Annotated in this window: 12 protein-coding genes and 1 pseudogene; 7 read left to right on the plus strand and 6 right to left on the minus strand. The window is 62.5% G+C overall.

The features are described from left to right. Positions 1–256: 256 nt before the first annotated feature. The 6 genes and pseudogenes from AX768_RS08250 to AX768_RS08275 all read left to right on the plus strand — a co-directional run bounded on the left by AX768_RS08250 (position 257) and on the right by AX768_RS08275 (position 13,292). Complete coding sequence (locus AX768_RS08250) at positions 257–2,020, plus strand: ArnT family glycosyltransferase (protein ID WP_061999553.1); 1,764 nt, start codon at positions 257–259, stop codon at positions 2,018–2,020. A 2-nt stretch (positions 2,021–2,022) separates the two neighbouring features. Beyond that, positions 2,023–3,386, plus strand: a pseudogene (locus tag AX768_RS08255) (MATE family efflux transporter). Between the two features lie 133 nt (positions 3,387–3,519). Beyond that, positions 3,520–9,504: an Ig-like domain-containing alpha-2-macroglobulin family protein gene (locus AX768_RS08260; protein ID WP_061999554.1), complete on the plus strand. Its 5,985-nt coding sequence runs from the start codon at positions 3,520–3,522 to the stop codon at positions 9,502–9,504. Positions 9,505–9,508: 4 nt separating this feature from the next. Further along, positions 9,509–11,707: a penicillin-binding protein 1C gene (gene pbpC / locus AX768_RS08265; protein WP_082778776.1), complete on the plus strand. Its 2,199-nt coding sequence runs from the start codon at positions 9,509–9,511 to the stop codon at positions 11,705–11,707. Between the two features lie 343 nt (positions 11,708–12,050). After that, the gene (locus AX768_RS08270; protein ID WP_061999555.1) at positions 12,051–12,632 is read left to right on the plus strand and encodes a ComEA family DNA-binding protein; all 582 of its coding nucleotides are present in this window, start codon (positions 12,051–12,053) and stop codon (positions 12,630–12,632) included. A 213-nt stretch (positions 12,633–12,845) separates the two neighbouring features. After that, positions 12,846–13,292 carry a YidB family protein gene (locus AX768_RS08275; protein ID WP_061999556.1) on the plus strand — a complete coding sequence of 149 codons (447 nt, stop codon included), beginning with the start codon at positions 12,846–12,848 and terminating at the stop codon, positions 13,290–13,292. A gap of 70 nt (positions 13,293–13,362) precedes the next feature. Here the strand turns inward: AX768_RS08275 and AX768_RS08280 are convergent, their stop codons facing one another. The 3 genes from AX768_RS08280 to AX768_RS08290 form a co-directional block, all read right to left on the minus strand. Then, positions 13,363–13,797: a nuclear transport factor 2 family protein gene (locus AX768_RS08280; RefSeq protein ID WP_061999557.1), complete on the minus strand. Its 435-nt coding sequence runs from the start codon at positions 13,795–13,797 to the stop codon at positions 13,363–13,365. A 237-nt stretch (positions 13,798–14,034) separates the two neighbouring features. After that, the gene (gene clpB / locus AX768_RS08285) at positions 14,035–16,632 is read right to left on the minus strand and encodes an ATP-dependent chaperone ClpB (RefSeq protein ID WP_061999558.1); all 2,598 of its coding nucleotides are present in this window, start codon (positions 16,630–16,632) and stop codon (positions 14,035–14,037) included. 155 nt (positions 16,633–16,787) lie between these two features. After that, positions 16,788–17,291 carry an Rrf2 family transcriptional regulator gene (locus tag AX768_RS08290; RefSeq protein ID WP_061999559.1) on the minus strand — a complete coding sequence of 168 codons (504 nt, stop codon included), beginning with the start codon at positions 17,289–17,291 and terminating at the stop codon, positions 16,788–16,790. 473 nt (positions 17,292–17,764) lie between these two features. Here AX768_RS08290 and AX768_RS08300 point away from each other — a divergent pair, with 473 nt between their 5' ends. After that, positions 17,765–18,319, plus strand: a complete 555-nt coding sequence (locus AX768_RS08300; protein ID WP_061999561.1) for a group III truncated hemoglobin — start codon at positions 17,765–17,767, stop codon at positions 18,317–18,319. On the opposite strand, the gene moaE is transcribed toward AX768_RS08300, so the two are convergent. The 3 genes from moaE to AX768_RS08315 are packed head-to-tail and all read right to left on the minus strand — an operon-like array spanning position 18,320 to position 20,314. After that, the gene (moaE, locus tag AX768_RS08305; RefSeq protein WP_061999562.1) at positions 18,320–18,784 is read right to left on the minus strand and encodes a molybdopterin synthase catalytic subunit MoaE; all 465 of its coding nucleotides are present in this window, start codon (positions 18,782–18,784) and stop codon (positions 18,320–18,322) included. It lies immediately after the preceding gene. Position 18,785: 1 nt separating this feature from the next. After that, complete coding sequence (gene moaD, locus AX768_RS08310; RefSeq protein WP_062000876.1) at positions 18,786–19,043, minus strand: molybdopterin converting factor subunit 1; 258 nt, start codon at positions 19,041–19,043, stop codon at positions 18,786–18,788. An 8-nt stretch (positions 19,044–19,051) separates the two neighbouring features. Further along, a complete protein-coding gene (locus AX768_RS08315) occupies positions 19,052–20,314 on the minus strand; it encodes a molybdopterin molybdotransferase MoeA (protein WP_061999563.1) in 1,263 nt (420 codons plus the stop codon). Positions 20,315–20,407 lie beyond the last annotated feature (93 nt).

The raw sequence follows: 20,407 nt of genomic DNA on the forward strand, positions 1-20,407 counted from the left end.
TTCAGCAGAATTGCAGCACTGAAGAAAGGCAGCGAAAGCTGCCTTTTTTTTCGCTTGAATTTTCGTCGGAAGCCCGTCGTCTACGCACCGCAACGACGCACGCGACGGCTCCCGTCTACAATGCCGGATTCGTTAAAAATTGCACTAACTAAAAAGTGACGAAAAAGCGTCACGAAAACCGCGCGCTCCCGGGCTTGCCAGCCTTGATCCAGCGCCGCCGCTTCGCCCAATCCGTTCTGTTCCCTGTCGCCACCGCATGCGAAATGTCATCCGTCTGACCGCCTCCGCAACCAGCGCCCTGCCGCGCTGGCTGCTGCTGACCATTTGTATCGTCTATGCGTCGTTTGGCCTGTTCGGCCGCGATCCGTGGAAAAACGAGGACGCGGCAGGTTTCGGCGTGATGTGGACGATGGCCAACGGCAGCGTCAAGGACTGGCTATTGCCGAATCTGGTCGGCAAGGCGCTGACCTCCGACGGCCCGTTCATCTATTGGTTCGGCGCGGGTTTCATTCGCCTGCTGAGCCCTTGGGTCGATGCCAGCAACGCTTCGCGGGTCGTCACCGGCCTGCTCTTTTGTATTGCGTGCGCGTTTGTCTGGTACACGGCGTATCTGCTCGGCCGCCGCGACGAAGCGCAGCCCTTCAAGTATGCGTTCGGCGGCGAACCGGAACCGCGTGACTACGGCCGCACGCTCGCCGACGGCGCCCTGCTCATTTTGCTCGCCTGCTTTGGTCTTGCCGAGCGTGGCCACGAAACCACGCCTCAGCTTGCCCAGTTCGCCGGTACCGCCATGCTCGTGTACGGCCTCGTGCGCAGTTGCGATAAACCCATTCAAGGCGCGCTCATCTGGGGCGCGGCGATCGGCCTTGTTGGTTTGTCGAGCAGTCCGGTGCTGGTGCTTGCACTCCTGATCTGCACGCTGGCCATGACCGTGATCGTGCGTGAAGTGCGGCCGTTTTATCTGCTCGTGCTCGGCGTGCCGGTCGCGGCCATTCTGATCGGCGCGTGGGTCTGGCCGGTGCTGCATCTTTACCCGGACGACGGCGAGTGGTGGCTGCGCCAATGGTGGCGTCATAGTTTCGACGCGTTCTCCGGCTCGCCGATCCCGGCGCTGTCCTACGCAATCAAGAACCTGCCGCTATTCACCTGGCCCGCATGGCCGCTCGCCATCTGGACCTTCGTGAGCTGGTCGGGACTGCGGCGTTCGCCGCACGTGGCAGTGCCGGTATCGGTGATCGGGCCGTTGCTGGTGCTCGTGATCCTGCAAAGTCATCAGTCGAACCGGCTTTTCATGTTGCTGCTGCCGCCGCTGTCGGTGCTCGCCACGTTCGCCTTGCCCACGCTCAAGCGCGGCGCGATCAACGCCATCGACTGGTTCGCCATGCTGAGCTTCACCCTGCTCGCCACCTTCGTCTGGCTGGTCTGGACTGCCGGCTTGTACGGTTTCCCGGCGCCGCTCGCGCGCAACCTGGCGCGCCTCGCGCCGGGGTTCCAGCCTGAATTCAAGATCCTGTCGTTCGTGTGCGCGGTCGCCGTGACGGTCTGCTGGTTCTCGCTCGCGCGCTGGCGCCTCGCGCGGCATCCGAAGGTCTTGTGGCGCAGCGTGGTGCTGTCGAGCGCCGGCACGACGCTGATGTGGGTGCTGCTGATGACACTGTGGCTGCCGGTCGTGAACTACAGCCGGACGTATCGCGACGTGGCGGAGCAGATTGCCGATCATCTCCCGGCCGACTACACGTGCATTTCCCCGGTACGTCTGGGCGATGCGCAGATCGCAACGTTCGCGTATTTCGGCGGCATGCACTTCGCCTTCGATGAAGACTGCGACGTCATCCTGCGCCAGGACACGCAGGACTACGGCGAGCCGTCGTCCATTTCCACGTTCGTCTGGAAGCTCGTCTGGGAAGGCCGCCGCGTCGCCGACCGTGACGAACGCTTCCGGCTGTACGTGCGCATCGAGCGGCCGGTTCCGCCCGTCAGAAGGCCTGGGCCGAAGCCGTTGCGCCGGGGCACGAACTGACCATGTGGCCGGACGTCCGCAAGATCGCCGCGTTGGCGTGGCCGGTGCTGATCGGGCAACTGGCGATCATCGCGTTCGGCGTGATCGATACCGCCATGGTCGGCCGCTTCTCCGCGACCGATCTCGCCGCGCTCGGCCTGGGTTCATCGATATACATTTCCGTCTACATTGGCCTGACCGGCATCCTCACGGCGTTGCAGCCAATCGCCGGGCAACTGTTCGGCGCGCGGCAGGAAGCCGAGATCGGCGAGGAAGTGCGCCAGGCGTTGTGGCTGGCGGCGGTGTTATCAGTGATCGGTTTCGTTTGCCTGTACTTCCCGCAACCGCTCCTGAGCATCGCCGATGCCCCACCCGTCCTGCACGAACGCACCCTCTCCTATTTGCGCATCCTGTCGCTGGGGTTGCCCGCGAGTCTCGCGTTTCGCGTCTATAGCTCGCTGACCAATGCGGTCGGCAAACCGCGGCTCGTGATGTTCCTGCAAGTCGGCGCGCTGGTGGTGAAGGTGCCGCTCAATTTGTGGTTCATCTTCGGCGGCTTCGGCATGCCGGCGCTTGGCGGCCCGGGCTGCGCGATCGCCAGCACGCTGATCAACTGGCTGATCGCGATCGTCGGAATGACGGTGCTCGTACGCGTCGGATTCTTCCGGCCGTTCGGTATCTTCTCGCGGTTTTGCTGGCCTGTCTGGCGACGCCAGAAGGCGCTCCTCAAGCTCGGGATTCCGATGGGACTGTCCTATCTCATCGAAGTGACGTCGTACACGTTCATGGCGCTTTTCATCTCGCACTTCGGCACGACGACACTGGCCGGGCATCAGATCACCGGGAACATCGGCGCGGTGCTGTACATGACGCCGCTCTCCATTGGCGTAGCCTCCGCCACGCTCGTCTCGCAGGCAATCGGCGCGCATCATTTCGATGCCGCCCGTTCCCTCGCACGGCACGGCATCGCGCTCTCGTGCGGGATCGCTGTTGTATATGGCGTCGCGCTGTTCGTGCTGCGGCCCTACGTGCTGATGGCCTACACGCCGGACGCGAAGGTCATTGCCGCAGCCATGCCGCTGCTCGCAATCGTGGTGTTCTACCACCTCTTCGACGCACTCCAGATCACCACGGCCTTCGTGCTGCGCGCCTACAAGGTCGCCGTCGTGCCGACGGTCATCTACGCCGTTGCGTTATGGGGAATCGGGCTGGGCGGCGGGTATTTGCTTGGCTTCAATATAGGGGGTTTTGCGCCTGAATCGCTACAAGGCGCGCGCGGTTCTGGGTCGCGAATTCGGTGAGCCTGGGAGTGGCGGGCATCGGTCTGTTTCTGTACTGGCGCCGCGTCAGCCGCCGCCATATCCCCGCCGACGCCAAACCCGCATAGCATCTCCACGTAACAACGCGCACCCGATGCAAACAATCATCAAATCTTGTCGCACGATGGAAACAAATGCTTAGCTTAACGTAAGGCTCCGGTAAAATCGCCAGCGGTTTTGGCTTTTCCCGGAGCGCATTCGATGATCAGCGTCATAAAAAAACAAACCTGGACGCTGGCTTCGGCCGCTGCCGTCTCATTGCTGGCAATAGGCTTTCTCGGCGCGACGCATCGCGCTGACGCCGCCCGGACGGTGAGCGTCTCGCCGCAAGGCAAGATCACGCAGGTCCGGCAAGTCGTGGTCAAGTTCGACGAACCCATGATCGCCTTCGGCGGCGCCGCCGCAAAGGCGCCGGCTGAGGTGCATTGCAGCGGTGGCGCGGCCCCGGGTGCCGCGTCAGGCTCGGCCCACTGGGTCGACGATAAAACCTGGGCCTACGATTTCGATCAGGACCTGACGCCCGGCATGCGCTGCTCGGTGGCGCTCAACGACGGCCTCAAATCAAACGCTGGAAACGCGCTTACCGGACCGCGCGAATATCGCTTCGAGACGGGCGGCCCGTTTGTCCTGAGCGTGATGCCGGGGTATGGCGACATCGAAGAGAACCAGTTCTTTGTGGTAAGGCTCAACGGCCCGGCAACGGAAGCCTCCGCGCTGCAAAACATCTGGTGCGAATCGAACGGCTTGGGTAACCGCATTCCCGTCAAGTCCATCGATGCCACCGCACGCACCGCCTTGCTCAAGCACTTCCGCCTTGAAAAAGACAGTGCACGCGTCCTCACGCTCGCCTGCCAGCAGACCCTGCCCTCGGCCACGAAGATGCAACTCGTCTATGGCCGTGGCGTCGCGGGCCCGAGCGGTCTCGCGAACGACGTGGAAAAACGTTTCGACTTCGATGTCCGCGCCCCCTTCACCGCAAGTTTCTCTTGCGAACGTGAAAACGCAAAAGCGCCCTGCACGCCGCTGCGCCCGTTGCGCATCCGCTTCAACTCGCCTGTACTGCGCACCGACGCCGCGAAGATCACGCTGCGTGGCCCGGGCGGCAACGCAACGCCGACCTTCGATCCCGACGAAAAGGATAGCGAGATCAGCACGGTCGAGTTCGCGGCGCCGTTGCCGGAACACGCGGATCTATCGATTGAACTGCCTGGTGGGTTGAAGGACGCGAGCGGCCGTGAGTTGTCGAACGCAGATCTCTTCCCGCTGAGGACCGCGACCGCTCCCATGCCACCGCTGGCGAAGTTTTCATCGTCGACATTCGGGATCATCGAGCGCTTCGCCGAACCGAACATGCCCGCCATGTTGCCCGTCACGCTGCGTCATGTAGAAGCCGACCTGAAGGTCAGCGGCTTGAACGCGGGAGCATCGAGCGTGACGAAACTGCGCGTGGACGCCGATACGGATATTCGCCGATGGATGAAGACCGTCGACCAGTTCGACGGCTTTTCGATGTCCGTTTCGCAGATCGAGAAGCAGATGCCGCAGGCGCTGCACAACGGCATCAAGCCAGTCTACGCGGTGGGGAGCACAGCGAAAAATCCGCAGATCGATATCCGCTCGTTGTCGCTGCTCGCAAAGCAACCCGGCGTCGAGACGTTGAGCGTGCCGCAGGCCGATCCGAAGTCCCTGCGTCCGTTTGAAGTGGTCGGCATTCCGATCATGAAGCCGGGATTTTACGTGGTCGAAATGGCGTCGCCGGCGCTTGGCGCGTCGCTGCTCGGCAAGCCGCAGGCCATGTACGTGCGTACGTCGGTGCTTGTGACAAACCTCGGCGTGCATTTCAAGCAAGGGCGCGAGAACAGCATCGTTTGGGTGACTGCGCTCGACAGCGGCAAGCCGGTGCCCAACGCGCAGGTCGACATCAGCGATTGCAATGGCGAACAGATCGCCACGGCAACGACGAACGCGCAAGGCATTGCAAACGTGAACAAGCCGCTCGCCGCGGCTGCCGAATGCGATGAACAGAGTCTGGAATGGTCGGGCTTTTTCGTCTCGGCACGTGTGGACGATCCGAAGACCGGTCCCGACATGGCGTTCGTGCGCTCGGACTGGAATCGCGGTATCGAAAGCTGGCGTTTCAACGTTCCGACCGACATGAGCCGCGACCAGACCACCCGCGCCACGACCGTGTTCGACCGGACGCTCTTGCGCGCCGGCGAAACGGTATCCATGAAGCATTTGATGCGCGAGGAAACGCTCAGCGGTTTTGCGTTCCCGTCGCATATGCCGTCGCGCGTGACGATCCGTCATCTGGGCAGCGGCCAGACCTATCACCTGCCGCTCAAGTGGGCCGCCGATCACAGCGCCGATTCGACCTTCCCGATTCCCTCCGCCGCAAAGCTCGGCGAATATAGCGTGACGCTCGACGACGGCAAGGCCGACGCCGGCGACGATGACGAGGATTCAAGCGCCGGTTCTGGCCGAATGAGCGTCGATACAGGCAGTTTCCGCGTAGAAGAATTCCGCCTTCCGGTGTTCAAGGGATCGATCGGGATTCGCGACCAGAAGACGGGCGCGCTTGTCGCCGCCAAAGAAGCGCCGCTCGCGGTGCAGATCGAATATGTATCGGGCGGACCGGCATCGAATCTGCCTGTCCAAGTGTCGGCGTTGATGAAAGACACATCGCCGCCGTTTGCATCGCAATTCGATTCGTTCAGCTTCGCGCCGTACAAAAAGCCTGCGGACGATGGCGCAAGCGCGCCCGCAACGGAAGGCGACGACGACAACTCGAGCGCGCAGGAAGATACATCGACGGCAAAACTCGTCGCCGATAAAACCGCGCTCACACTTGACCGTAACGGCACGGGCACGCTCACGCTGAAATCGCTGCCCGTGGTCGAGGCGCCCAAACGGCTCGCGCTGGAAGCGACCTTCGCGGACCCGAACGGCGAGATCCAGACGCTGCGCGGCGACGCGACGCTCTGGCCTGCGGCGGTGGCTGCTGGCATCAAGGCGGGCGACTGGGTATCGGTCGGGAACGCAGTGCCGGTGCAGGCGCTCGCCGTCGATTTGCAGGGCAAGCCGCGCGCCGGCGTTGCGCTGGAAATACGCGGCGTTGCGCGCACCATGACGAGTTCGCGCAAACGCATGGTCGGCGGTTTTTACGCCTACGACAACCACACCGAAATCAAGGACCTCGGCACGCTGTGCAGCGGCAAGAGCGATGACCACGGGCTGCTTTCCTGCGATGCAAAACTCAAGGAAGCGGGCAACGTCGACCTGATCGCGATTGCGAAAGACGGTGACGGACGTGTCGCGAACGCGACGACATCGGTTTGGGTCACGCGGGAAGACCAGCTCTGGTTCGGCGGCGAGAACACGGATCGTATCGACGTATTGCCCGAGAAGACCAGCTACGAACCCGGCGAAACCGCGCGCTTCCAGGTGCGCATGCCGTTCCGCTTTGCGACCGCGCTCGTGGCCGTGGAACGTGAAGGGATCGTGGAAACGAAGGTCGTCGAACTGGACGGAAAGAACCCGACCATCGAATTGAAGGTCCAGGACACGTGGGGGCCGAACGTGTATGTCTCCGTACTCGCGATTCGTGGCCGGATTCATGAAGTGCCGTGGTATTCGTTCTTCACGTGGGGCTGGAAAGCGCCGCTCGACTGGGCGCATGCGTTCTGGTACGAAGGCCGGCAATATGAGGCGCCCACGCCGCTCGTCGATTTGTCGAAGCCCGCTTTCCGGTACGGTCTCGGCGAGATCAAGGTGGGTACGGCCGTGCACAAGCTGGGCGTCACGGTGACGCCCGACGCAAAGTCGTACGCCGTGCGTTCGAAGGCGCATGTGAAGGTTCGCGTGACGTTGCCGGACGGCAAGCCTGCGCCGGCCGGCACGCAGATCGCGCTCGCCGCTGTCGATGAAGCCCTGCTCGAACTCATGCCGAATCCAAGCTGGAACGTGCTCGACGCCATGCTGCAACGGCGCGCATATGGCGTGGAGACATCGACGGCGCAAATGGAGATCATCGGACGGCGTCACTTCGGGCGCAAGGCGGTGCCGGCGGGCGGCGGCGGCGGACACAGCGCCACACGCGAACTCTTCGATACGCTCCTGCTCTGGAATCCGCGCCTGACGCTCGATGCAACCGGCGAAGCGTCGGTCGACGTGCCTTTGAACGATGCGTTGACGAGCTTCCGTATCGTTGCGATCGGGGCGGTTGGCGCCGGGCAGTTCGGTACCGGGAGCGCATCGATACGCAGCACGCAGGACCTGCAACTGATATCCGGCCTGCCGCCGCTCGTGCGCGTGGGCGACCAGTTCCGCGCGCTCTTCACGCTGCGCAACACGACCGCGCGCACCATGCAGGTTGTCGTCACGCCGAACGTGCCTTCGCTCGATCTGAAGGCGCAAACGGTGGAACTCGCGCCGGATTCATCGAAGGAAATCTCGTGGGAGATCAACACGCCGGACGCCATTGGCATGGCGGCGACGGGCGCGTTGAACTGGCAGGTGAACGCAGCCGAGCAAGGCGGTCCGAAAGCCGCCGATGCGATCAAGCTCACGCAACGCGTCGTGCCGGCCATCCCCGTGACCGTCCAGCAGGCCACCATGACGCAAGTCGATGGCACGTTCACGCTGCCGGTCGCGCCTCCGGAGACTGCAGTGGCATCCGCCGACGGGCAGATTCGCGGCGGGATTGCTGTGACCTTGCAGCCAAGACTCGCCGATGGCCTGCCCGGCGTGCGCCGCTGGTTCGAGCGCTATCCGTATAGCTGCCTCGAGCAACAGACATCGCGATCGCTGGGTCTCAACGACCTCACGCAATGGAAGACGGTGATTGCACGCATGCCGTCGTATCTGGACAGCGACGGCCTCGCGAACTACTTCCCGCCGTCCGATGATTCGCGCCCATACGGCAGTCCGACGTTGTCGGCGTATCTGCTTGCGGTCAGCGACGAAGCATCCAAAGCGGATCGCCGCTACGCCCTGCCTGATGACCTTCGCGACAAGCTCGCGGGCGCATTGACGAACTTCGTGGAAGGCAAGATCCAGCGCAAGTTCTGGTCGCCGCGTCAGGACCTCGACTTCGTGAAACTCTCGGCCATCGAAGCGTTGTCGCGATACGGTCTCGCAGAGCCGCGCATGCTCGGCTCGATCACCATCGCGCCGAACCAGTGGCCGACGTCCGCGCTGCTCGACTACTACGCGATCCTTTCCCGCGTGGACGGCATTGCCCAGCGCGACGACCAGCGCGCGCAAATCGATCAGATCCTGCGCGCCCGCATGACGTATTCGGGTACGCGCCTGACGTTCTCGACCGCGGCTGATGACGACCTCTACTGGCTCATGACCGGCCCGGAAACGAACGCGGCGCGCATGGCGCTGCTTTTCGCCGACAACCCTTCCTGGAAGGACGAAATGCCGAGGCTGATCGGCGGATTGCTGGCGTTGCAGAAGAACGGCGCGTGGGACACCACGACTTCGAATCTGTGGGGCAAACTTGCTGTCGAACGTTTCTCGCGTGTGTTTGAAAGCACGCCGGTGACAGGGCAGACGCACATTGCGTTAGGCAGCGTGGATAAAGCGATCGCGTGGAACACACCGGGCTCGCACAGCGTGACATTGCCCTGGGACAAGGGTGCGCTCACCCTCACGCAGGACGGAACAGGCAAACCATGGGCGACCATGGAAAGTCTCGCGGCCGTTGCGTTGAAGGCGCCGTTCGCGGCGGGGTATCGGATCACGAAGACTGTGACGCCCATCGATCCCGCCGTCAAAGGCACGCTGTCGCGCGGTGACATTGTGCGCGTGCATCTTGATATCGAAGCGCAAAGCGACATGACGTGGGTTGTCGTGAACGATCCGGTCCCGGCTGGCGCGACGATCCTCGGCTCCGGCTTAGGCCGCGACTCGGAAGCCGCCACCGAAGGCGAAAAGAGTGCGCAAGGCGCGTGGCCGGCATTCGTGGAACGTGGCTTCGATGGATACCGCGCGTATTACGACTATCTGCCGAAGGGCAAATTGCAGGTCGAGTACACGGTCCGGCTGAACAACGCGGGCACGTTCGGGCTGCCGCCAACGCGCGTGGAAGCGCTGTACGCGCCGTCCGTGTTCGGTGCAGTTCCAAACGCGACCGTGGTCATCTCGCCGCTTGCTTCATCACCGACCGCTGCAAAATAGACCCATGAAACGCGCCGCCCTCGCCCTTCTCGGATGCATGCTCGCCAGTTCGGCCTACGCGCTGCCGAGCTTCGACGAGGTGCGCTCGGGCTGGCGCAGTTCCGACTGGGTGTTGCTTGGCCGCGATGGCGAGCCGCTGCAGCGCACGCGCATCGATACATCCGAACGGCGCGGCGACTGGGTCGCGCTGCAGGATGTATCGCCGGCGCTGCGCGAAGCGATCGTGGTCTCGGAGGACAAGCGCTTTTACGAGCACAGCGGCGTGGACTGGCGCGGCGCCGCGGCCGCGGCATGGGCGAACTTGTGGAACACGCGCACGCGGGGTGCGTCGACGGTGACGATGCAACTGACCGGTTTGATCGATGACGATCGCCGGCCGGGCAGAAGATCGGTTACCGAAAAAGCGACGCAAACAGTCGGCGCATTGTGGCTCGATCACGCGTGGCGCAAGGACCAGATCCTGGAGGCGTATCTCAATCTCGTGCCGTTTCGCGGCGAGATCGTGGGGCTGTCCGCGTTATCGCAGACGCTCTTCGGCAAGTCGCCATCCGGCTTGAACGAGCGCGAAGCCGCTGTGACCGCGGCGCTCGTGCGAGCGCCGAATGCGAATTACGCGAAGGTCTCGGCGCGGGCGTGCGGAATCCTGCGCGACATGAACCGGGCTAAGACGCCGACTTTGGACCCGTGCGTGAATCTCGACAGCTACGTGCAGTTGACGCTCACGCGCACGGCATCGGCGGCGCAGCGTTCGTTCGATTCAGAATCGCTCGCGCCGCATTTCGCGCGTCGTATCGCGAATGAAGTCCATCCGCAAGCCGGCGCGCGCATCAAGTCCACCATCGACACCCGCCTGCAGCGCTTCGCCCGCGATTCGCTCGCGCGCACCCTGCTCGAACTCAACGCGCGCGCGCATCAACGCAATGTGCACGACGGGGCGGCCATCGTGATCGATAACCGCAGCGGCGAGATCCTCGCGTGGGTGGGCTCGGCGGGCGAGTTATCGAATGCGCCGGAGGTCGATGCGGTCGTCGCATTGCGGCAGGCCGGCTCGACGCTCAAGCCATTTTTATACGCTCAGGCCATCGATGAAAAACGTCTCACGCCTGCCACCTTGCTCGATGACGCTCCACTCGATCTCGCGACCGGCGGCGGCCTGTATATCCCGCAGAACTACGATCACGATTTCAAGGGCTGGGTGAGCATGCGCACGGCGCTCGGGTCATCGCTGAACGTGCCGGCCGTGCGTACGCTCGTGATGGTCACGCCGCACAAGTTCGCGAAGACGCTGGTCTCGCTCGGATTGCCGCTCACGCAGGCCGGCGATTACTACGGCTTCAGCCTCGCTTTGGGGAGCGCCGACGTGACACTTGCATCGCTCACGAACGCGTATCGCACGCTTGCGAACGGCGGCACCTCCGGTTCGATGTCCGACGCGGCGGTGCATCCTGCCGCCGTGCCCGGAACACGTATCTTCAGCCCGCAGGCGAGCTTTATCGTGACGAACATCCTTGCCGACAACAACGCCCGCACGCGTACGTTCGGCTTCGACAGCGTGCTCGCCACGCGCTTTTTCAGCGCCGTCAAGACCGGCACGAGCAAGGACATGCGCGACAACTGGGCGGTCGGTTATACGTCGCGCTATACGGTCGGCGTGTGGGTCGGGAACGCCGACGGCGCGCCGATGTGGGACGTCTCCGGCGTGACGGGCGCCGCGCCCGTGTGGGCCGCGCTCGTCAACTACCTGCACCGGCAGACGCCGAGCCGCGCGCCCGCTGCGCCCGAAGGCGTGGTGCGCACGAAGATCACGTATCAGAACGATATCGAACCGGCGCGCGACGACTGGTTCCTGAGCGGCACGCAGATGTCGCGGATCGGGTTATCGGCGAATGCTGAGGGAACCATAAAGGGTGCGGATAACTCCGGCGCGGCGCGAATCTCTACGCCGACCGACGGCACGATCTTCGCGCTCGACCCCGACATTCCCGCGGCCCGCCAGCGCGTCTGGTTCGAAAGCGGACAAGGCGCGCCTTCGGGCAGCACGTGGCGTCTGGACGGCAAGCCGGCCGGACGCGCACAACGCATGGCATGGTTGCCGTGGCCGGGACATCACACGCTGGATCTCATCGATAAACACGGCGAAGTCGTCGACTCCGTGAAATTCGAGGTTCGCGGCGCATTCGTGAAAATCAAAACCAAGGGCTGATCGAGGCGGATTTTGTCGATAATTTTTATAAGACAAAAGACAGATTAATCGCAGCGACATTCAGAAACTGTTAAATCTCGACAGGACCGTCCCGATCCGCCACGCGTCTGGTGATAATCGCAAAAGAGAATTGAAACGCTGCAGCGAAAGCGCTGCCGCAGCAAAATACTATCCGGCGATGTTGTCAAAATTAATGCTGCCCGAACCGATTCACGGTTGCCGCCATTATGCTGGCGGTCGTTTTGTCCTATGCTAGTTGGACTTTCTGGCCAGGCTTCCAGTAAAGTCGGGGCGGCACTGAGACACTGATTTCTCCTTCTGTTTTCAACCTGGAGCACTTGTCATGCTTAAAAAGCTGTTGATGTTGTTTCTGGCCTTTTCGTTGTCGATGGGCGCGGCATTCGCCGCCACTGACGTGAACACCGCCGACGAGGCCTCGCTTGAAGCGATCAAAGGGCTCGGGCCGGTGAAGTCGAAGGCGATCATCGACGAACGGACTGCGAACGGCCCGTTCAAGAACGCCGACGATCTCGCCAATCGCGTGAAAGGGCTCGGCACGAAGTCCGTAGGACATCTGGAAGAAGCCGGGCTGACCATCGGTGGTTCATCCGCGCCGCCAACCGGCGTGAAGCCCTCCAAGACGCCTGCAACCAGCACGAGCGCCGCGCCGGGCAAATCGACGGTGAAGTCTTCGGCCGCCGCCACCGCCGCAACCTCTCCTGCAGCGACCACGGCCACCACGCCTGCCGTCACGCCGGACGCGGCATCGGCTCCGAAAGCGAAGAGATCGAAGAAAGCAAAAGCCGCCGACGCCGCCAGCGGGTCGACCACCGCCAGCGCCGATGCAGCATCTGGCGCGAGCGGCGCCAAGGCATCGAAGAAGTCAAAGAAGAAGAAAGCCGCGAGCGACGCGGCTGCAACCTGAGTACAGCGGCGCGTTTCTTTCGCGCGCCGTTGACTTGATGCAAGGGCGTGTCGTTCGTGAAACGGACACAAACACGACGCTTGAGCTTCAGCGCACTCAGGTCGTTTTGCAGCAGAACACGCGTTGTCCTGACGGACGGCGCCTTGTTCGCCCGGTCACTGCAACACAACCGGGCGATATACTCAACCCGTATCGCTTTTCAGAGAGACAGCCATGAGCCTACTCGATACCCTCGCCTCCTCCTTCGGCAAATCGTCACCGGAAGGTGGCGGCGCAGCACCGGCCGGTCTGGTCGCTGTCGCCATGGAATTCATCAACAACCAGCCAGGCGGCCTGACCGGCCTGATCCAGCGCTTCCATGAAAATGGCGCAGGTGATGTGGTGTCGTCATGGATCGGTCATGGCGAAAACAAGCCGATCAGCTCGGACACCCTGACCAACGTGCTCGGGTCGGGCGCAGTCAGCGATCTCGCACAGAAGGCAGGTGTGTCGGGCGATCAGTTGAGCGGCATGCTGGCCTCCGTGCTGCCGCAACTCGTCGACAAGGCAACGCCGAACGGCGAAGTGCCGGCGGACGGCAAGCTTGATCTCGGCAGCGTGCTGGGTTCGCTCGGCGGTCTGGGCGGCCTGTTCGGCAAGAATGAAGAGCCGAAGGCTTGAGGGTTCTTCTCTTTATTGTGTTTGCTTGAAGTGACGAAGGGGCATCGGAGTAATCCGTTGCCCTTTTTCGTCAATGCTTGAAACCCTGGCGCGCGAGCAGCTTCCAGCCGTTGCCGCCCTTCTTCCAGACCATCAACTGATCGAGTTCGACATCGGTCTGCTGGCCGTCGCTTTCCACCGTTGTCGAAAAATGATCCCGGACGATGGCGTTATCGCCCGCGAGCGTCACGCTCGGCTCGGTCAGGTCGATGCGCTTGTAGTGCGTCTTCCCGCTCGTGATCGTATCGATATAAACCTGCTGGTTCTGAACCGAAGCGTTCGAATGACCGTAGCTCAAAGTCGAGGTGGTCAGCGCTTTGAGTTCGGCGCCGTTGGCCGCGATCATCGCGGCATGCAGGCGCCTGACGGCAGAGTCAAGGGACGCCTGATCGCTGGTCTTGGCGTAGACGTTCACCGACGCGGCGCACGCGACTGTCGCTGCCAACAAGAAGTTCAGTTTCGTCATGAGATGATGTGAGTTGGAGGTGATTAGAACGGACGTCCTATGACTTTCGCCTTTTATAACGGAGGACTTTCAAGTATGAGAGACGCTTTTTAGATACGACGTCAGATAACTTGGTCGCAGATTATCACGATGCCCAAAGTTCGCTAACGGGGTATACCCAAACACGCTCTTGCTCCAACCACGAAAAAAAACGCCCGATAAACCTCATCGGGCGTTTCATCGCATCACCAAAGCGTCTTAATGCACGACGCGATCGAACACCAGCTCCCCGTCCCGAACATCCACAGGGATCACGTCCTTCGGCCCAAACTTGCCGGCCAGGATCAGCTTCGCGACCGGGTTCTCGATCTGCTGCTGGATCGCGCGCTTCAAGGGCCGCGCGCCGAACACCGGGTCGTAACCCACCTTGCCGACCAACTCGAGTGCCGCGTCCGATACATCCAGCTGCATCTCCAGCTTCGCAAGCCGTTCATGCAGCCGTTGCAACTGGATCTTCGCAATCGACTGGATGTTGCTGCGGTCGAGCGAATGGAACACCACGACGTCATCGATACGATTCAGGAACTCCGGCCGGAAGTGCAGCTTGACCTCTTCCCACACGGCATCCTTCACCGCTTCGTGCGGCTCGCCGACCATCGACTGGATCACGTGCGATCCAAGATTCGATGTCATCACGATCACCGTATTCTTGAAGTCCACGGTGCGCCCTTGCCCGTCGGTCATGCGACCGTCGTCGAGCACTTGCAGCAGCACGTTGAACACGTCCGGATGCGCCTTCTCGATTTCATCGAGCAGGATCACGCTGTACGGTTTGCGCCGCACGAGCTCGGTCAGATACCCGCCCTCTTCATAACCGACATAACCCGGCGGCGCGCCGATCAAACGGGCGACGCTGTGCTTCTCCATGAACTCGCTCATGTCGATACGAATCAGGTGATCCTCCGAATCGAACAGGAACGCGGCGAGCGCCTTGCACAACTCGGTCTTGCCCACGCCCGTCGGCCCGAGGAACAGGAACGAACCATACGGCCGGTTCGGGTCCGACAAACCGGCGCGTGAGCGGCGGATTGCATCGGCCACGGCGCCAATCGCTTCGTCCTGACCGATGACGCGTTCATGCAGCTTGGCTTCGATCTGCAGCAGCTTGTCACGCTCGCCCTGCATCATCCGCGACACAGGAATGCCGGTCGAACGCGACACGACTTCCGCGATCTCTTCAGCACCGACTTGCGTGCGCAACAGGCGCGGCCGCGTGGGATTGCTTTGCTCGGCGGTCTCGGCCTGCGTCACCTGCTTCAATTGCGCCTCGAGCCCGGGCAGCTTGCCGTACTGCAATTCGGCGACCTTCTCGAGCTTGCCTTCGCGCTGCAAACGCACGATATCCGCGCGCACTTTCTCGATCTCTTCCTTCAGCGTCGCGCTGCCCTGCACGGCGGCTTTTTCTGCCATCCAGATTTCCTCGAGGTCGGAATACTCGCGATCCAGCCGCTCGATTTCCTCTTCGATCAATTGCAGGCGCTTCTGCGATGCTTCGTCCTTCTCCTTCTTCACAGCTTCGCGCTCGATCTTCAACTGGATCAAACGACGGTCGAGCCGGTCCATCTCTTCAGGCTTCGAATCGATTTCCATCTTGATGCGCGACGCGGCTTCATCGATCAGGTCGATAGCCTTGTCCGGCAGGAAACGGTCCGTGATGTAGCGATGCGACAACTCCGCCGCTGCGACGATCGCGGGATCGGTGATCTCCACGCCGTGATGCAGTTCGTACTTTTCCTGCAAGCCGCGCAGGATCGCAATGGTCGCTTCCACCGAAGGTTCGTCGACGAGCACCTTCTGGAAACGGCGTTCGAGCGCCGCGTCCTTTTCGATGTACTTGCGATATTCGTCAAGCGTGGTCGCACCGATGCAATGCAGCTCGCCGCGCGAGAGCGCCGGCTTGAGCATGTTGCCCGCGTCCATCGCGCCTTCGGCCTTGCCGGCGCCGACCATGGTATGGATTTCATCGATGAAGACGATGGTCTGCCCTTCGTCCTTCGCGATGTCGCTCAGCACGGCCTTGAGCCGCTCCTCGAACTCCCCGCGATACTTCGCGCCGGCCAGCAACGCGGCCATGTCGAGCGAAAGCACGCGCTTGCTCTTGAGCGATTCCGGCACTTCGCCGTTCACGATCCGTTGCGCAAGCCCTTCCACGATGGCGGTCTTGCCCACGCCCGGCTCGCCGATCAGCACCGGATTGTTCTTCGTCCGCCGTTGCAGGATCTGGATGGAACGGCGGATTTCGTCGTCACGTCCAATCACCGGATCGAGCTTCCCGGCGCGAGCGCGCTCGGTCAGGTCGACGGTGTATTTCTTCAGCGCGCCGCGCTGGCTTTCGGCGTCCTGACTATGTACCTGGCCGCCGCCGCGCACGGTGTTGATCGCGGCTTCGAGCGCCTTGCGCGTCAAGCCATGCTGCTTGGCAAGACGGCCCGCGTCGCCTTTGTCATCGGCGACTGCGAGCAGGAACATCTCGCTCGCAATGAACGTATCGTTGAGCTTTTGCGCTTCTTTATCCGCGCTGTTCAGCAAGCCGGCAAGGTCGCGGCTGACCTGGACGTTGCCGTCCGTGCCCTGGACTTGCGGCAAACGCGTCATCGCGTCTTTCAACGCGGTTTCCAGCGCCTGAACCTGAACGCCCGCCTGCGAGAGCAGCGAGCGCGCCGAACCGTCCTGTTGCGCAATCAGCGCAGCAAGCAGATGAACCGGTTCGATGTATTGATTGTCGTTGCCGACGGCGAGACTCTGCGCGTCGGCCAGTGCTTCCTGAAACTTGGTCGTGAGCTTGTCGATTCTCATATTGAGACCTCCAAATGGGATGTATTCAAAATGAGGCGCGATCCGGCACTTTCAAGCGCTTCGGTGCCCGAAAACGGCAATTTTTTGGATAAATCGTCAAATCGGGCGCGAGGGAAGCCGAGGATGCGGGAGCTTTGGAGCAGGTAGCAGAAGGCCTAAGTTCGACCGGCGCTCTGACCCGATCCGCCTTTGTCCGAGCTTGGGTGAGGCATGAACCGCACGATACCGAGCAAACCCGCCAGCTCGTCCGCCGGCGACGCCAGATCCCCTATGGTATGCCGGTCGAGCTCGGCGAGGAAAGCATCGCGCGCCGCCGCAAACACGCCTCTCAACTGGCAGTGCGACTGGATCACGCAATGCCGGTGCGCTTCATGGTCCCCGGCGAAGCAACCGACGATGGAAAAATCATTTTCTGTCTTGCGCACTACCTCGCCAATGGTCAGAAGCGGCGTACGAGGGTCGAGCCTCAGGCCGCCGTTACGGCCGCGCAGCGTTTCGACCCAGCCCAGTTCTCCAAGCCGCTGCACCACTTTCATCAAATGATTCTTCGAGATGCCGTACGCCTCCGAGATTTCCTGGATCGTCGCCAGTCCTTCCGGGCGCACGGCCAGGTAGAGCATGACGCGCAGGGAATAGTCGGTGTAATCGGTTAGTCGCATTAGGGTAATCGCGTAACAATCGCGTTATTCAGTCGCGCTTCGATGCCGCATGGGCGGGCGCATCGATTTGAAAGGTGGCGCGTTGGCGGCGCCGTTCACGCGCAGGGATCGCGCGCCAAGGGTAGTCGGGCACGCACACGGGCAAACCGCGCGGCGCGGCGATGGAAGGCTGAACGTAGGGGCCGGAGCCGACATGCGTATGTCCGGACTCGGCTCGAGCGTCATCGTCGCCGCGGCAAGCCGTCGCTGACACGACGGAGGTTTCACGCTAAAACGTCGATTATCATGAGACGCCAACTCGCAGGAGAACGTGAAACCGTATTTCACGGCATGGGCGCTATTCTGCGACAAATTTCCCATTTATTCACTTTTCTTCGAAATCGCCCTTGTTCTGAGGCTTGGTCCGCGAATAAAGGACCGGTATAAAACGCGGGTTCAGCCGCTTCAACCATTGCACGAAACGCATTCAAGCCATGACCGATCCCGCAGTCCAGCCCACGCCGCCTGTTCGCTCCTCGCAGGCTAGCGAAGCCAACATCCGCGAACTCGTCGAAGTTTTTTACCGTCGTGTAGATGAAGATCCGCTGCTCGGCCCGGTCTTCGCGCGTGAGTTGGCAGGGCGCTGGGACGCTCATCTCGCGAAGATGACGACTTTCTGGTCGAGCCTCGTGCTCGGGACGAAGGACTATTGCGGCAACGTGCAGGAAGCGCACCGGCCACTTGGCGATATCGAACCGCAGCACTTTGCGCGCTGGATCACGCTATTTCTTGATACCGTCGAAAGCCGGTACGAACCGGCCGCCGCAGTCCAGTTCATGGAACCGGCGCTGCGCATTGCGCAAAGCCTGCAGTTGAGCAAGTTTGGCTGGGACTATCGCATTCCCGAGGCACAGGTTGCGCTGCTGGCGTCGCTCAGGCGCTTGCGCAGAGGTGAGCGGGAAACGGAAGCGGCGGAGCATCTGCGCGATCGCAGCGGTGCTACGTCGTTTCCCGTGAATGTGACGGACACAGGCAGCGAGAAGTCCTGATCAGCGGGCCGCGGCGCCCCATCGCGCACGCGCGGCGTCGTCGGATTCGCGTGCATCGACCCATTTCTCGCCGTGCTCGGTCTTCTCTTTCTTCCAGAACGGCGCCTGCGTTTTCAGGTAATCCATCACGAACGCGCACGATTCGAACGCTTCCGCCCGATGCACCGCGGTCGTCGCGACCAGCACGATCTGATCGAGCGGCAGCAGCTTTCCCACCCGATGCACGATCAACACATCCGATCCTGGCCAGCGCCCGCGCGCCTCGCCTGCAATCGCTTCGAGCGCCTTTTCGGTCATGCCGGGATAGTGTTCCAGTTCCATGGCCTGGACGGTATGGCCTTCGTTCAGATCACGAACCGTCCCGACAAAACATGCAACCGCGCCGACCTTGGGGTTGTCGGCACGTAGTGCGGCGACCTCGGCGCTGATATCGAAATCGGTTTCCTGCACGCGAATCCGGGTCATCTCAGCCGCCTGTGACCGGAGGGAAAAACGCGACCTCGCAGCCGTCCGTGATGCGCCGCGACGGGTCCGTCATCTCGTGGTTGCAAGCCATGCGCAGCGACCGCCCTTCCCCCAGCGTCTCGGCCCACACGCCGCCGCGCGCGCGCAGCCAGGCACGGACATCGCCAACGTTGGCAACGCCGTCCGGCACTTCGACACTTTCATTTGCCACACCGAGCGCTTCACGCACGCTCGCAAAAAACCGCAACTCGACTTTCATGATTGCCTTCAACGCATCAGTTCTGAAAACGGGATAAAACGCACGATTTCGCCGGCCTGGATGGCGTGGTCCGGAGGGTTATCGATCAGTCCGTCACCCCATACCGTCGATGTCAGCACCGCCGAACTCTGGTTGCCGAACACGTCGAGACCGCCGGCGGCGTTCACACGGGCGCGCAGGAATTCGTTGCGGCGATCACCCTTTTTCTGCGTGAAATCCGCCCGCATGGAATACACGCGCGGTTCGACCGCGTCCACGCCCGCCAGTCGCAGGATAAACGGCCGCACGAACAGCAGGAACGTGCAGAAACTCGAAACCGGATTCCCCGGCAAGCCGATAAAAAACGCCTCGTCTTCCGCCCGGGAAGCCTCGCGCCTGACCGCGCCGAACGCGAGCGGTTTGCCGGGTTTCATCGCGATTTGCCACATGGAAATGCGCCCTTCGGCTTCCACGGCGGGCTTGACGTGATCTTCCTCTCCCACCGACACCCCCCCGCACGTAAGAATCAGGTCGTGATCGCGTGCCGCCCGCCGCAGCGTCTCGCGGGTCGCGTCGAGCCGGTCCGGCACGATTCCGAGGTCCGTCACCTCGCAGCCGATCGTGGCGAGCAGCGCGCGCAAGGTGTACCGGTTCGAGTTGTAGATCGCGCCCGGGCGCAGCGGCTCGCCGGGCGTGGTGAGTTCGTCGCCGGTGAAAAACACAGCCACGCGCACGCGCCGCGCGACCTCGAGCGCAGCACATCCCACCGATGCTGCCAGCCCCAATGCCTGCGGTGTGAGCCGCGTCCCGGCGGCCAGGATGACAGCGCCGCGACGGATATCAGCGCCTTGCCGGGTGATCCACTCGCCTTCTGCCGGAGCCTGCGAGAAGCTTGCGCCGTTGTTATCGAGACGAACCATTTCCTGCATCACGATGGCGTCCGCGTCCGGCGGCACGGTCGCACCCGTAAATATCCGCGCGGCCGTGCCGGCGGCCAGCGGCTCGGCTATGGCGCCGGCCGGAATGCGCTGCGACACGGGGAGCGTCACACCGTTAGAGCCGGAAGCCCCGGCGAGATCCGCCGCCCGCACCGCGTAGCCGTCCATGGAGCTCGTGCGCATGGGCGGCACGTCGAGCGGCGACACCACGTCGGCGGCGAGCACGCGGCCGAGCGCGTCGAAGCAGTCGACGGTTTCCGTGCCGTCCACCCGGCGCGCGGCCGCGAGCAAGGTGGCGAGCGCGTCGGCGGTGGACAACATCGGCGGGCGTGATGCGGCGGGCGTGGTGGACATCGGCAGGATGAGTTAGTGACCGTGAAATGGACGACGCAAAAAAAGCGCCGCATCCGAAGGACTTATATTGTAGCCAGAAGCGTCCGCCCGCTC

The sequence above is a fragment of the Burkholderia sp. PAMC 28687 genome (genome assembly GCF_001577465.1).
In the GTDB taxonomy this organism is placed as follows: Bacteria; Pseudomonadota; Gammaproteobacteria; order Burkholderiales; family Burkholderiaceae; genus Caballeronia.

What these genes read in the sequence shown, in the direction of transcription:
- AX768_RS08260 (WP_061999554.1), top strand. Translation starts at nt 3,520, where the DNA reads ATGATCAGCGTCATAAAAAAACAAACCTGGACGCTGGCTTCGGCCGCT.
- AX768_RS08270 (WP_061999555.1), top strand. Translation starts at nt 12,051, where the DNA reads ATGCTTAAAAAGCTGTTGATGTTGTTTCTGGCCTTTTCGTTGTCGATG.
- AX768_RS08300 (WP_061999561.1), top strand. Translation starts at nt 17,765, where the DNA reads ATGACCGATCCCGCAGTCCAGCCCACGCCGCCTGTTCGCTCCTCGCAG.
- clpB (WP_061999558.1), bottom strand. Translation starts at nt 16,632, where the DNA reads ATGAGAATCGACAAGCTCACGACCAAGTTTCAGGAAGCACTGGCCGAC.
- AX768_RS08290 (WP_061999559.1), bottom strand. Translation starts at nt 17,291, where the DNA reads ATGCGACTAACCGATTACACCGACTATTCCCTGCGCGTCATGCTCTAC.
- AX768_RS08315 (WP_061999563.1), bottom strand. Translation starts at nt 20,314, where the DNA reads ATGTCCACCACGCCCGCCGCATCACGCCCGCCGATGTTGTCCACCGCC.
- AX768_RS08280 (WP_061999557.1), bottom strand. Translation starts at nt 13,797, where the DNA reads ATGACGAAACTGAACTTCTTGTTGGCAGCGACAGTCGCGTGCGCCGCG.
- pbpC (WP_082778776.1), top strand. Translation starts at nt 9,509, where the DNA reads ATGAAACGCGCCGCCCTCGCCCTTCTCGGATGCATGCTCGCCAGTTCG.
- AX768_RS08275 (WP_061999556.1), top strand. Translation starts at nt 12,846, where the DNA reads ATGAGCCTACTCGATACCCTCGCCTCCTCCTTCGGCAAATCGTCACCG.
- AX768_RS08250 (WP_061999553.1), top strand. Translation starts at nt 257, where the DNA reads ATGCGAAATGTCATCCGTCTGACCGCCTCCGCAACCAGCGCCCTGCCG.
- moaE (WP_061999562.1), bottom strand. Translation starts at nt 18,784, where the DNA reads ATGACCCGGATTCGCGTGCAGGAAACCGATTTCGATATCAGCGCCGAG.
- moaD (WP_062000876.1), bottom strand. Translation starts at nt 19,043, where the DNA reads ATGAAAGTCGAGTTGCGGTTTTTTGCGAGCGTGCGTGAAGCGCTCGGT.